The organism is Pseudomonas sp. MIS38 (genome assembly GCF_019891575.1).
Classification (GTDB): Bacteria; Pseudomonadota; Gammaproteobacteria; order Pseudomonadales; family Pseudomonadaceae; genus Aquipseudomonas; species Aquipseudomonas putida_A.
Genome location: NZ_JAFLXF010000009.1, coordinates 135779 through 148844 on the forward strand (window position 1 = coordinate 135779; position 13066 = coordinate 148844).

The window sequence follows — 13066 nt, forward strand, 5'->3', positions numbered from 1 at the left end:
GGGAGCGGGCTTGCTCGCGAAAGCGTCAGGTCAGTCGACATCCCTGTTGAATGGCCCACCGCATTCGCGAGCAAGCCCGCTCCCACATTTTTGACCGCGTGCGGCTTACGGTTTATTGGGGATGCCGTACTTGCGCAGGCGATGGGCGATTGCCGTGTGCGAGGTCTGCAGGCGGCTGGCCAGTTGGCGGGTTGAGGGGTAGCTGACGTAGAGTTTTTCCAGCAGCGATTTTTCGAAGGATTCGACGGCTTGTTCAAGGCTGTCGACGTCGCTGTCGGTCTGCCGCGCCACCGAGGTGCCGGCGATGTCGAGGTCGCCGATATCGACCAGGCTGCTTTCGCAGATCGCCGCCGCGCGGAAGATCACGTTCTGCAACTGGCGCACGTTACCCGGCCAGCGGTTGCCGAGCAGCGCCGGATAGGTGCCGGGGGCGAGGCGGCAGACCGGGCGCTGAATCTGCGCACAGGCCTGCTGCATGAAGTAACGCGCCAGCAGCAGAATGTCCTGACCACGCTCGCGCAGCGGCGGCACTTCGACGTTGAGCACGTTGAGACGGTAGAACAGGTCTTCGCGGAACAGGCCTTCGCTGACCATTTTTTCCAGGTCGCGGTGGGTCGCGCTGAGGATCCGCACGTTGACCTTCACTTCACGATCGCCGCCGACCCGGCGGAAGCTGCCGTCGTTCAAAAAGCGCAGCAGCTTGGCCTGCAAGTACGGCGACATCTCGCCGATCTCGTCGAGAAACACCGTGCCCTGGTTGGCCAGTTCCATCAGCCCCGGTTTGCCGCCACGCGCCGCGCCGGTGAAGGCGCCTGGGGCGTAGCCGAACAGTTCGCTCTCGGCGAGGTTTTCCGGCAGCGCCGCGCAGTTCAGCGCGAGAAACGGCGCACTGTGCCGCGCACTGATCGCGTGGCAAGCGCGGGCCACCAGTTCTTTGCCGGTGCCGGTTTCGCCTTGAATCAGCAACGGTGCGTCGAGGGCTGCGACTCGTTGCGCGCGGGCCTTCAGCGTGCGGATCGCCGGGGATTCGCCGAGCAGCGCATCGAAGCCTTCGGCGTGGTCATGGTGCAATGCCGAGAGCTGTTCACCGATGCGGTTTGGCTGATAAAGGGTCAGCAGCGCGCCGGCGTCGGTGATCGGCGTGGCGTCCAGCAGCAGGGTCTGGCCATTGACGGTGATTTCCCGCAGCGGCAGGCGGAAGCCTTGTTCGAGCAGGGTTTCCAGCAGGCCGGGATCGTTGAACAGTTCCGAGACACTTTCCCCCGCCGGTTCACGCCCGTACAGCGCGATCAGTGCCGGGTTGGCCAGCAGCACCTTGCCGGCGCTATCGAGGGCCAGTACCGGATCGGTCATCGCCGCGAGCAGTGCATCAAGCTGCAAGTGCCGCCGCTGGCCGGGGAGGATGTCGACCACCACCACGGCCTCCACGCCGCGCACCCGGAACAACGCATCTTTGAGCTCTTCGAGCACTTGCGGGCTCAAGGTCGGTGCATCGATGTAGACGTTGGGCGGGATCATCTCCACCGCATCCAGATTGAGATTGCGCCCACCGAGGATCGCCAGGACTTCCTGGGTGATGCCGACGCGGTCGATGAAGCTGACGTGGATACGCATGGGGCGGTTCAGTGTTCTGGAATGCGGAGGGGGGCAAGTATGCCTTGATGGGGGACTGGGGTGAAATCTTGAGATTGTTGTCGTGCTGGAGATCTACCCCTCACCCCAGCCCTCTCCCCAGAGGGGCGAGGGGAAAGGGAGCAGATTGGGGGCTTTTCAAAACTTGAGTTCGGCTCGCTATTTCAGGTCGGTGTACCTTGAGCGAGCAACTCGGTCAGTCCCCTCTCCCTCCGGGAGAGGGTTAGGGTGAGGGGGCTTTTGGGGTTACTCGAAGTGCTCGAGATTGACTGGATCCCCGGATTGCATATTCAACTTCTGCCGGATGTCCTCAAACATCAGATCGTAATGTTTGTGCACCGAACCGATCTGGCTGTGAGTCTTTGGAATCCCGTACTTCTCGGCAATCCGGGTCACGTCGCGGGCGAAGTTGTAAGCCTCTTCCTTGGGCAGGAAGAAGGTCTCTTTCATGTCCTTGCCCTGCATATTGCCGTGCAGGGTGAACTGTATCCCTTTGCCTTTTTGCGGATCGGTGAACACTTCATAGTCGAGACACAGGTCGTAACTGACGTCATCTGGCGTCAACGCATGTCGCTCGATGTGCAAATGACCGGGGTTGAATATGGCCATGGGTTTCTCCTGATCAAGGCATGGGAGAAGGGCAGCCCCCTGGGCCTGCCCTTGAGTTTCTAATTATCGATAGCTGATGCCCGGCTTCGCCGTGCTGACGCGTGTGCCGGCAGTGCCCTGGACGATCGCTTCGATGTCCGCGAGCGAACCGATCACCGCGACCTTGCCAGTATGGCGCGCGAATTCGCAGGCTGCCTGCACCTTCGGCCCCATGGAGCCAGCGGCGAAACCGAGGCGTTCGAGTTCATCCGGGTGCGCTTCGGCGATGGCTTTCTGCGACGGCTTGCCGTAGTCGATGAACGCCGCGTTGACGTCGGTGGCGATCACCAGCAAGTCGGCTTCCAGTTGCTCGGCGAGCAGCGACGAGCACAGATCCTTGTCGATTACCGCCTCGATGCCCTTGAGGTTACGGTGCTCGTCGTACATGGTCGGAATGCCGCCGCCACCCGCACAAATCACGATGCTGCCCTTGTCCAGCAGCCACTTGATCGGACGGATCTCGAAGATGCGTTTTGGCCGTGGGCTTGCCACCACACGACGGAACTTGTCGCCGTCCGGAGCGATGGCCCAACCTTTCTCGGCGGCGAGTTTTTCCGCTTCGGCTTTGTCGTAGACCGGGCCGATCGGTTTGCTCGGGTTCTGGAAGGCCGGGTCCTTGGCGTCGACTTCAACCTGGGTCAGCAGGGTGGCGAACGGCACTTCGAAGTCCAGCAGGTTGCCCAGTTCCTGTTCGATGATGTAGCCGATCATGCCTTCGGTTTCGGCACCGAGCACGTCCAGCGGGTAAGGGGTGACGGAGGTGTAGGCCGCTGCCTGCAGCGACAGCAGGCCGACTTGCGGGCCATTGCCGTGGGCGATGACCAGTTGATTGCCGGGATGGATCTTGGCGATTTGCTCGGTGGCGATGCGGATGTTGGCGCGCTGGTTGTCAGCGGTCATCGGCTCGCCACGACGGAGCAGGGCGTTACCGCCCAGAGCTACGACGATACGCATGGTGCATGTCCTTCTAAAACAGAGGAATGGCAAACGACTCGGTCGCACTGCCGGAACCGGGGGCCTTGGTGGGAGGGGGCTTGCTCCCGAAGGCGGCGGATCAGTCGACATCTCTGTTGAATGACACACCGCTTTCGCGAGCAAGCCCGCTCCCACATTGGGATTCGGTTCCTTCAGTGGGAGCTATTTCAGTTACAGATCAGCCAGGGTCGAGACCAGGATCGCCTTGATCGTGTGCATGCGGTTTTCCGCTTGCTCGAAGGCGATGCAGGCGGGCGACTCGAACACGTCGTCGGTGACTTCGATACCGTTGGCCAGGTGCGGATACTGTTCGGCGATCTGTTTGCCGACCTTGGTATCGCTGTTGTGGAACGCCGGCAGGCAGTGCATGAACTTGGTGCGCGGGTTGCCGGTGGCTTTCATCAGCTCTTTGTTGACCTGGTACGGCAGCAGTTGCTGGATACGTTCGGCCCAGGCTTCAACCGGCTCGCCCATCGACACCCAGACGTCGGTGTGGATGAAATCGACGCCTTTGACTGCGGCTTTCGGGTCTTCGGTCAGGGTGATGCGCGCGCCGGATTCTTCCGCGTATTTCTTGCAGCGATCGACCAGATCGTCATGCGGCCACAGGGCTTTCGGCGCGCAGATGCGCACGTCCATGCCGAGCTTGGCGCCGACCAGCAGCAACGAGTTGCCCATGTTGTTGCGCGCATCGCCGAGGTAGGCGTAGCTGATTTCGTGGATCGGCTTGTCGGCGTGTTCACGCATGGTCAGCACGTCGGCGATCATTTGCGTTGGGTGATATTCGTCGGTCAGGCCGTTGAACACCGGCACCCCGGCGAACTTCGCCAGCTCTTCGACGATTTCCTGTTTGAAACCACGGTATTCGATGGCGTCGTACATGCGACCCAGCACGCGGGCCGTGTCTTTCATGCTTTCCTTGTGGCCGATCTGCGACGAGTTCGGGTCGATGTAGGTGACATTGGCGCCTTGGTCATAGGCCGCCACTTCGAACGCGCAACGGGTGCGGGTCGAGGTTTTTTCGAAGATCAGGGCGATGTTGTTGCCCTTGAGGTGTTGCTGTTCGGTGCCGGTGTATTTCGCGCGTTTCAGATCGCGGGACAGGTCGAGCAGGTAACGCAGCTCGCGTGGGGTGTGGTGTTCCAGGCTGAGCAGGTTACGGTTGTGGATGTTAAAAGCCATGATGGATCTCCTTCGGTGTCGGTTATCCCCCTGGCCGCGCTTTATAAGTCGCGGCCAAGGCTCAGAGGTTTAGTAATCGATCGGGTCGCGGATGATCGGGCAGGTCATACAGTGGCCGCCGCCGCGACCACGGCCGAGTTCGCCGGCGCTGATGGTGATGACCTCCACGCCCGCCTTGCGCAGCAGGGTGTTGGTGTAGGTGTTGCGGTCGTAGCCGATGACCACGCCCGGTTCCACGGCCACCACGTTGTTGCCGTCGTCCCATTGCTCGCGTTCGGCGGCGAAGCTGTTGCCGCCGGTTTCCACCACGCGCAGCTTCGGCAGGTTGAGGGCTTTGGCCACGGTGTCGAGGAAGCTGCCTTCTTCGCGGCGGATGTCGATGCCGCCCTGTTTGCTTTCGTCAGGACGCAGGGTGAAGGCGACGATCTGGTTGACCACTTCCGGGAAAATCGTCACCAGGTCGCGATCGCAGAAACTGAACACGGTGTCCAGGTGCATCGCGGCGCGGGACTTCGGCAGGCCGGCGACGATGACTTTTTCCACCGCTTTGTTCTTGAACAGGTTCAGCGCCAGTTGGCCGATGGCCTGACGCGACGAGCGTTCGCCCATGCCGATCAACACCACGCCGTTGCCGATCGGCATCACATCGCCGCCCTCGAGGGTCGAGCTGCCGTGATCCTTGTCCGGGTCGCCGTACCAGATTTCGAAATCGGCGTTGGTGAACTGCGGGTGAAATTTGTAGATGGCAGTGGCCAGCAGGGTTTCCTGACGTCGCGCCGGCCAGTACATCGGGTTCAGCGTCACGCCACCGTAGATCCAGCAGGTTGTGTCGCGGGTGAATTGGGTGTTCGGCAGCGGCGGCAGGATGAAGCTGGAGTGGCCGAGGAAGTCGCGGAACATCTGGATGGTCTTGCCACCGAAGCTGTCCGGCAGATCGTCGGCGGATACGCCGCCAATCAGGTATTCGGCGATGTGTCGCGGCTCAAGGCTTTTCAGCCAGGATTTGACTTCGCTGATCAGGCCCAGGCCCACCGAGTCGGCGGTGACCTTGCGCTCGAGAATCCAGTCCAGCGCTTCCGGGATGGCGACGATGTCGGTCAGCAGGTTGTGCATTTCCAGTACGTCGATCCCGCGCTCACGCATCTTGGTCACGAAGTCGAAGTGGTCGCGCTTGGCCTGGGCGACCCAGAGCACGTCATCGAACAGCAGTTCATCGCAGTTGTTCGGGGTCAGGCGCTGGTGGGCCAGACCTGGGGAGCAAACCATGACTTTGCGCAGTTTGCCGGCTTCGGAATGGACGCCGTACTTAACTTTTTCCGTGGTCATTGCAGTGATCCTCCAGATTACAAATCAAGGGTTACAAGGTCAGGAAGCCGTCGTAGAGACCGTAGGCAGCCACCAGGGCACCCACGACCACTGCGGCGAAAATCAGCTTCTCGACGTTGGTGAAAATCGGTTGTTTGAGTTCCAGCTTGGCCTTGGCGAACAGGATCGCGCCGGGTGCGTAGAGCAGGGCCGAGAGCAGCAGATACTTGACCCCGCCGGCATACAGCAGCCACACCGCGTAGATCAGCGCGATGCCGCCGATAATCAGATCCTTGCGTCGTTCGGCCGCGAAGCCTTCGTAGCTTTCGCCGCGCACCGCCAGCAACAGGGCATAGGCCGCCGACCACAGGTACGGCACCAGAATCATCGAAGTGGCGAGGTAGATCAGCGACAGGTAAGTGCTGGCCGAAAACAGGGTGATGATCAGGAACAGCTGGACCATCGCGTTGGTCAGCCACAGGGCGTTGACCGGTACGTGATTGGCGTTTTCCTTGCGCAGAAACTCGGGCATGGTGTGGTCTTTGGCGGCGGCGAACATGATCTCCGCACACAGCAGCACCCACGACAGCAGCGCGCCCAGCAGCGAGATGATCAGGCCGACGCTGATCAGCACCGCGCCCCAATGACCAACCACGTGCTCAAGCACGGCGGCCATCGACGGGTTCTGCAGTTTGGCCAGTTCCGGCTGGGTCATGATGCCCAGCGACAGCACGTTGACCAGCACCAGGAACAGCAGCACGGTGATGAAACCGATGACGGTGGCCTTGCCGACGTCCGAGCGTTTTTCCGCCCGCGCCGAGAAGATGCTCGCGCCCTCGATGCCGATGAACACCCACACGGTGACCAGCATCATGTTGCGCACCTGGTTCATTACGCTGCCCAGATCCGGGTTTTTCACACCCCAGATGTCGGCGGTGAAGATGTCCAGTTTGAAGGCGAATACCGCGATCAGCACGAACAGCAGCAGCGGCACGACCTTGGCGACGGTGGTCACCAGGTTGATGAACGCCGCTTCCTTTATCCCGCGCAGTACCAGAAAGTGCACGGCCCACAGCAGCACCGAGGCGCCGATCACCGCCGCTACCGTGTTGCCTTCGCCGAAAATCGGAAAGAAATACCCGAGGGTACTGAACAACAGAACAAAGTAGCCAACGTTGCCCAGCCAGGCACTGATCCAGTAACCCCAGGCGGACGAGAAACCCATGTAGTCGCCAAATCCGGCCTTGGCGTAGGCGTAGACACCGCCGTCCAGGTCAGGCTTGCGATTGGCGAGGGTTTGAAAGACAAAAGCGAGGGTGAGCATGCCGACAGCGGTGATGGCCCAGCCAATCAGTACCGCGCCGACGTCGGCGCTCGCGGCCATGTTTTGTGGCAAAGAGAATATCCCGCCACCAATCATTGAGCCGACTACCAAGGCAACCAGTGCACCGAGTCGTAGTTTTCCGGGAGCTTCAGACATTGCATGACTCCATTGCAGGAGAGAAGAGTTCACAGCGTAGATCTGTTGTCTGTTCAATCAGCTGACATAGATCAGTGCATGGCCACATTCCATTGTTAATGAATGACTTATGAAACAAGTGGAGGCATAACGCTATCGCCTGGAAAGCCCGTCCTAGAGGCTTTTGCCTGATGTGGTTGGGAATTGGTCTTATTACTTTAGAGTTATCACGCTAGTTCCTTTTCAGCTTTTGGCAAATTTTCGCCATCTGTTTTCAGTACAGAATTAATTTATTAGGATTCGCGCACAAAACTGTCTTAGCGTGCTAGTCGTTAGCGTCAGTCGCTATATATAAACGAGTGTTTCTCGGTATTACCTGATAAACGTCGTCTGGTATCAGGCGTTTAGTTAATAGTTGTTACAAATGAATGAAGGGAGACAAGAATGTCGCAACCGACGCAAAAGCTGCGACTGGGTGCGTTGATCGCCCTGGTGGTGGGTTCGATGATTGGCGGGGGGATTTTTTCCCTGCCGCAGAACATGGCGGCCCGCGCCGATGCCGGGGCAATCCTGATCGGCTGGGGGATCACCGCCATCGGCATGCTAACCCTGGCGTTCGTGTTCCAGACCCTGGCCAACCGCAAGCCCGAGCTGGACTCGGGGGTCTATGCCTACGCCAAGGCCGGGTTTGGCGACTACATGGGTTTCTCGTCCGCCTGGGGCTACTGGATCAGCGCGTGGCTGGGCAACGTCGGTTATTTCGTGTTGCTGTTCAGCACCCTCGGTTACTTCTTTCCGGTATTCGGTCAGGGCAATACGCCGATCGCCATCGGCTGCGCGTCGGTGCTGTTGTGGGCGGTGCATTTTCTGGTGATGCGCGGGATCAAGGAGGCGGCGTTCATCAATCAGGTGACCACGGTCGCCAAGATCGTGCCGCTGATCATGTTCATCGTGATTGCCGCCGTGGCGTTCAAGGCCGACATTTTCACCCGCGACATCTGGGGCCGCAGCAACCCGAGCTTCGGCGGGGTGATGGATCAGGTGCGCAACATGATGCTGGTCACGGTGTTCGTGTTCATCGGCATCGAGGGCGCCAGCGTCTATTCGGCGCGGGCGGAGAAACGCACCGATGTCGGGCGCGCCACGGTGATCGGTTTCCTCGGGGTGCTGGCGCTGCTGGTGCTGGTCAACGTGCTGTCGCTGGGGATCATGAGCCAGCCCGAATTGGCCAGGTTGCAAAACCCGTCGCTGGCGGCGGTGCTGGAACACATCGTCGGGCCGTGGGGCGCGCTGCTGATCAGCCTCGGTCTGGCGGTGTCGCTGCTCGGCGCATTGCTGTCATGGGCGCTGCTCTGCGCCGAAATCCTGTTCGCCACGGCCCGGGACAAGACCATGCCGGCGTTCCTGAAAAAGGAAAACGCCAACCATGTGCCGGTCAATGCGTTGTGGCTGACCAACGTGATGATTCAGCTATTCCTGCTGATCACACTGTTTTCTGCCGGCACCTACACCAGCCTGATCTACCTCGCTTCGTCGATGATACTGGTGCCGTATCTGTGGTCGGCGGCGTATGCGGTGTTGCTCAGCGGGCGCGGCGAAACCTATGAACATGCCTCGGCCGAACGCACCAAGGACTTGCTGATTGGCGGCATCGCCCTGTGCTACGCGGTGTGGCTGTTGTATGCCGGCGGGGTGAAATACCTGCTGCTGTCGGCGCTGCTGTATGCACCGGGGGTGGTGCTGTTTGCCAAGGCCAAGCATGAGCAGGGCGAGCCGCTGTTCACCCCTGTCGAGAAAGGCATTTTCGCCTGCGTGCTGATCGGCGCGGGGCTGGCGGCGTATGGTTTGTACAGCGGGGTGTTGTCGCTGTAGGTGGATTGATTGTGCATCGGTGGTGTCAGTGCGGGCCTCTTCGCGAGCAAGCCCGCTCCCACATTTGAAATGCATTCCCCTGTGGGAGCGGGCTTGCTCGCGAAGAGGCCCGAATGGTCATCACCACTGCGCGCGATGCGAACCCAATTCAGTAGCCGGCAACGCCCACTGCAGCGGCGTCCCGCTGATCGTCACCGGTGCCAGCAAGCGGTGCGCCGGCCCCCACGGGGTCTGCTCCACCCGTGAGTCTTGATCCTGTTTAGCCTCGGCGCGCAACGCTTCGCTCGTCCCAGGCCCATGTTCGATCAACAGTTTGGCGGTGCGCGCCAGTGACAAGCGTGCAGAACCGCCGCGACCGCTGCGCAAACGTTCAGTGAGCAATGTGATCGCACTCGCCGCCATCAGATACCCGGTCGCGTGATCCAGCGCCTGCACCGGCAGCGGCGTCGGTTTGTCAGCCTGTTTCCAGCGCTGTCCGGCCTCGGCGATGCCGCTGCTCATCTGCACCAGGCTGTCGAAGCCACGGCGGTTCTGCCATGGGCCGCTCCAGCCGTAGGCATTGAGACTGACGTCGATCAGCCCCGGCGCCAGTTGTCGACGGCGTTCGGCGCCGAAACCGAGGTGTTCCAGGGCATCGGCACGGTAGCCGTGCAGGAGAATGTCGGCGTCCTTCAACAGGATTTCGAACACCGCGCGATCGCTCGGTTGCTGCAGGTCCAGCCGCGCACAGCGTTTGCCAAGAGTCATGTCGGGAATGACACCCGGCTCGTTCCAGCTCGGCGGATCGATGCGCAGCACGTTGGCGCCGAGGCCCGCGAGAAAACGGCTGGCGGTGGGGCCGGCGAGCACGCGGGTCAGGTCGAGCACCTTGAGCCCGGCCAGCGGTTGCGCCACCGAGCCTTGCCACGCGTTGGCCTTTTCATCCTGCGAATCGATGAAATGCACCAGCGGCTCGGCATTCACTGCCATCCCTTGCGGATGCTGCTGCCATTGCGCCCAACTGCGCATTTCGGCGGCGCAGCCGTTGGCCTCGACCACCGCTTGTTCCAGATCGGCGCTGTTCCACTGCGCGACTTTCGCCGCCATGGCAGCGCGATCGGCGCAGGCACCGAGCACGCTTTCAGCCGCAGCACGGTGATGTGGGGCGTTGGTGTGCAGGCGGATCCAGCCGTCTTCGGTTGCGTAGTCGCCAGCAATCGGATCCCACAGCGGCGGGATCTCCCAGCCGATCGGCCGCAACGAGGTGGCAAACCAGAACGACGCCAGACGCCGATCAACTTCCACGGCGGGCAAGTGCCCGGTCTGTTGCCGGAGCAGTTCGCTGACGGCCTGACCGGCAGCGCCGATGCTCGCGCAGGCCAGGTCGCTGACGGCGAACGCCGAGGGCAGGGCGCCACTGGCGGTGAACGGAATCGGCGTGTGGGGCAAGCCGAGTGCGGCTTGAATGGACGTGAGTAAATCAGTCATCGAAGGCCCTCCGGGAGAGAGGGCGATGATAGTGCAAAAAAATCTCGGCTTAGATGAAAACCCTCATCTCCTGAGTCAACACAAATCCCTGTGGGAGCGGGCTTGCTCGCGAATGCGGTGTATCAGCGCCATATAAAGTGACTGACACACCGTATTCGCGAGCAAGCCCGCTCCCACAAGGGGACTGTGGTGGATTTCAGACGCGGAACTGATCCATCAGCTTCATCTGCTGACTGGCCAGGGCATTGAGCTGGCTGCTGATCGCCGCCGACTCGGTGGCCTGCTCGGTCAGGGTTTCAGTCACGGTGCGAATCGCCGAGACGTTGCGGTTGACCTCTTCGGCCACGGCGCTCTGCTGTTCGGCGGCGCTGGCGATCTGCAGGTTCATGTCGCTGATCACCGTCACCGCATCGCTGATCTTGCCCAGCGCATCCACCGCCTGCCGGATCTGCCCGGCGTTGTTGTGCGCCTGGGTCTGGCTCGAATGCATGGTCGCGACCACGCCACGGGTGCCGGTCTGGATGCGTTCGATGACGATGCGGATTTCTTCCACCGAATCCTGAGTGCGCTTGGCGAGGTTGCGCACCTCGTCGGCCACCACCGCGAAACCACGACCGCTTTCCCCGGCGCGGGCGGCTTCGATGGCGGCGTTGAGCGCCAGCAGGTTGGTCTGTTCGGCGATGCTGCGGATGACTTCCAGCACCGAACCGATCTGCTCGCTGTTGACCGCCAGCGCTTCGACTTCGGTCACCGCTTTGCTGACTTCATCGGCCAGTTGATTGATGTCGCGGGTGCTGCGCTCGATGATCGACATGCCGTCCCTGGCCGACTGATCGGCGCCCTTGGCGGCGTTGGCCGCGTTCGACGCGCTGTTGGCGACGTCGTGGGCGGTGGCGCTCATTTCATTGGAGGCGGTGGCGACCTGATCGATTTCGCGGAACTGCACCTGCATGCCTTCGCTGGTCTGGCGGGCGATTTCCGATGACTGATCAGCAGTGCCACGCGCTTCAGTGATGCTCTGTTTGATCTGGGCGATGGTCGGTTGCAGCTTGTCGAGGAAGCGGTTGAACCAGTTCACCAGTTCGCCCAGTTCATCCTTCTTGCTGTAGTTCAGGCGCTGGGTCAGATCGCCTTCACCGCTGGCGATGTTCTTCAGCATCTCGGCGACGCTGTTGATCGGCCGGGTCACGCCCGAGGCGGTGAGCCAGATCAGCAGCAGACCGACCAGACCGGCCACCACAGCCACCAGCAACGCAGTGAGCACACCGGTTTCCTGCGCATCGTCGAGTACCGCTTGCAGCTTGACCGAGTCGGCTAGCAGCACCTGTTTCGGCAAGTCGATGACCACACCCCAGGCCCGCGAGTTGCCAATCGGATCGACCGGATACACCGCGCGAATCAGCTCGCCCTGTTCGAGAATCTTCGGCGTGCCGCTGCTGACCAGTTGCAGCAGATCCTTGCCATCGGCACCGAGGGTATCGCTGATCTTTTTACCAACCTTGGTCGCATCGGAACTGTCAGCAGCGAGCACGCCGCTGCCCGAAACGATCAGCATGTGCCCGGCGTTGTTGAACAGGTTGCGTTGGGACTCCACCGCCGCCGCTTGCAGGGCATCGAGGGCGATGTCGACACCGACCACGCCGATGGCCTTGCCGTCGACGATCAACGGCACGGAAATGGTGGTCATCAACATTTCCTTGCCGCCCACGGTGTCGGCATACGGATCGAGCAGGCAGGTACGCTTGTTGTCGCGAGGGCAGGTGTACCAGCTGTTGTACGGCGTGCCGCTGACGCTGAGGGTGGTCTTGGTCATGTCTTCTTCGACCATGATCGTGTTCAGCGCCGAGCCGGCAGCGCGGCTCCAGTAAGTTGCAAAACGCCCGGCTTCATTGGACTGACGCGCGGCATCGTTGACGAACTCGCTGTCCTTGCCGTCGAGGCCGTTGGGTTCGAAGGCGAGCCAGATGCCGAGCACCTTGTCGTTGCGCTCGAACGCGGTTTTCAGGCTCTGGTTCAACTCTTCACGCAGGGCCCCGGCGTCCAGCGAACGCTTGGCGGCCAGTGCGCGCATGTCCTTGATCTGATCGGCCAGCGCGGTGATCACCGTCAGACTTTCGCCAAAGGTCTTCTGCACCCGCACTGCTTGTTCGGCCGCCTTGGCCTGCAACAGGTTCTGCACACTGGCGGTGAGCATCTTGCTGCTGGAGTCACTGACCAGATCGTCGTTCTGGTTGGTCTGGTAAATGTTCATGCCGACGATCAGCGCAACCACACCCAGCAGGCACAGGCCGGAGAGCAGGACGATTTTCAGGCGAATGGAGAGAGAGTCGAACATGGGGCGATCTCGTGAATGAATGAGCAGGTGGCCACGGGATGAACTACCCGGTTCGCCAAATCCATTCAGCGCCATGCATTGCTCATCGGCGCGCAGCGAGAGGGCATGAGGCGCTTGCCGACGAACGGTCAGCGCTAAACGTTTGCGCAGGGGAATGTGCTGAAAAGGCGATTAATTACAGGGAAGTTTCA

At 61.1% G+C, this 13066-nt stretch carries 9 protein-coding genes and 1 pseudogene; 1 reads left to right on the top strand and 9 read right to left on the bottom strand.

Annotated elements, in window-relative coordinates; all coding sequences use genetic code 11:
* Window positions 1-105: 105 nt before the first annotated feature.
* The 6 genes from J1G18_RS12790 to arcD (J1G18_RS12815) form a co-directional block, all read right to left on the bottom strand.
* A complete protein-coding gene (locus J1G18_RS12790) occupies window positions 106-1614 on the bottom strand; it encodes a sigma-54-dependent transcriptional regulator (RefSeq protein WP_095137042.1) in 1509 nt (502 codons plus the stop codon).
* Between the two features lie 264 nt (window positions 1615-1878).
* The gene (locus tag J1G18_RS12795; protein WP_223007796.1) at window positions 1879-2241 is read right to left on the bottom strand and encodes a DUF5064 family protein; all 363 of its coding nucleotides are present in this window, start codon (window positions 2239-2241) and stop codon (window positions 1879-1881) included.
* Between the two features lie 63 nt (window positions 2242-2304).
* The gene (gene arcC, locus J1G18_RS12800) at window positions 2305-3234 is read right to left on the bottom strand and encodes a carbamate kinase (RefSeq protein ID WP_135296418.1); all 930 of its coding nucleotides are present in this window, start codon (window positions 3232-3234) and stop codon (window positions 2305-2307) included.
* Between the two features lie 192 nt (window positions 3235-3426).
* Window positions 3427-4437: an ornithine carbamoyltransferase gene (locus tag J1G18_RS12805; RefSeq protein ID WP_003227481.1), complete on the bottom strand. Its 1011-nt coding sequence runs from the start codon at window positions 4435-4437 to the stop codon at window positions 3427-3429.
* A 69-nt stretch (window positions 4438-4506) separates the two neighbouring features.
* A complete protein-coding gene (arcA, locus tag J1G18_RS12810) occupies window positions 4507-5763 on the bottom strand; it encodes an arginine deiminase (protein ID WP_139054332.1) in 1257 nt (418 codons plus the stop codon).
* A gap of 31 nt (window positions 5764-5794) precedes the next feature.
* Entirely contained in the window at window positions 5795-7222 is a 1428-nt protein-coding gene (gene arcD, locus J1G18_RS12815; RefSeq protein ID WP_047599542.1) for an arginine-ornithine antiporter, read from the bottom strand.
* A gap of 423 nt (window positions 7223-7645) precedes the next feature.
* Between arcD (J1G18_RS12815) and arcD (J1G18_RS12820) the strand changes: the two genes are divergently transcribed.
* Window positions 7646-9073 carry an arginine-ornithine antiporter gene (gene arcD, locus J1G18_RS12820; RefSeq protein WP_134787175.1) on the top strand — a complete coding sequence of 476 codons (1428 nt, stop codon included), beginning with the start codon at window positions 7646-7648 and terminating at the stop codon, window positions 9071-9073.
* Window positions 9074-9193: 120 nt separating this feature from the next.
* On the opposite strand, the gene J1G18_RS12825 is transcribed toward arcD (J1G18_RS12820), so the two are convergent.
* The 3 genes and pseudogenes from J1G18_RS12825 to J1G18_RS28415 all read right to left on the bottom strand — a co-directional run.
* Window positions 9194-10540, bottom strand: a complete 1347-nt coding sequence (locus J1G18_RS12825; RefSeq protein ID WP_223007797.1) for a CoA transferase — start codon at window positions 10538-10540, stop codon at window positions 9194-9196.
* A gap of 196 nt (window positions 10541-10736) precedes the next feature.
* A complete protein-coding gene (locus J1G18_RS28410; protein ID WP_371260381.1) occupies window positions 10737-11492 on the bottom strand; it encodes a methyl-accepting chemotaxis protein in 756 nt (251 codons plus the stop codon).
* Window positions 11493-11642: 150 nt separating this feature from the next.
* Window positions 11643-12950, bottom strand: a pseudogene (locus tag J1G18_RS28415) (chemotaxis protein); the annotation flags it as partial.
* Window positions 12951-13066 lie beyond the last annotated feature (116 nt).

What these genes read in the sequence shown, in the direction of transcription:
- J1G18_RS12790 (WP_095137042.1), bottom strand. Translation starts at nt 1,614, where the DNA reads ATGCGTATCCACGTCAGCTTCATCGACCGCGTCGGCATCACCCAGGAA.
- J1G18_RS12795 (WP_223007796.1), bottom strand. Translation starts at nt 2,241, where the DNA reads ATGGCCATATTCAACCCCGGTCATTTGCACATCGAGCGACATGCGTTG.
- arcC (WP_135296418.1), bottom strand. Translation starts at nt 3,234, where the DNA reads ATGCGTATCGTCGTAGCTCTGGGCGGTAACGCCCTGCTCCGTCGTGGC.
- J1G18_RS12805 (WP_003227481.1), bottom strand. Translation starts at nt 4,437, where the DNA reads ATGGCTTTTAACATCCACAACCGTAACCTGCTCAGCCTGGAACACCAC.
- arcA (WP_139054332.1), bottom strand. Translation starts at nt 5,763, where the DNA reads ATGACCACGGAAAAAGTTAAGTACGGCGTCCATTCCGAAGCCGGCAAA.
- arcD (WP_047599542.1), bottom strand. Translation starts at nt 7,222, where the DNA reads ATGTCTGAAGCTCCCGGAAAACTACGACTCGGTGCACTGGTTGCCTTG.
- arcD (WP_134787175.1), top strand. Translation starts at nt 7,646, where the DNA reads ATGTCGCAACCGACGCAAAAGCTGCGACTGGGTGCGTTGATCGCCCTG.
- J1G18_RS12825 (WP_223007797.1), bottom strand. Translation starts at nt 10,540, where the DNA reads ATGACTGATTTACTCACGTCCATTCAAGCCGCACTCGGCTTGCCCCAC.
- J1G18_RS28410 (WP_371260381.1), bottom strand. Translation starts at nt 11,492, where the DNA reads ATGCAGGTGCAGTTCCGCGAAATCGATCAGGTCGCCACCGCCTCCAAT.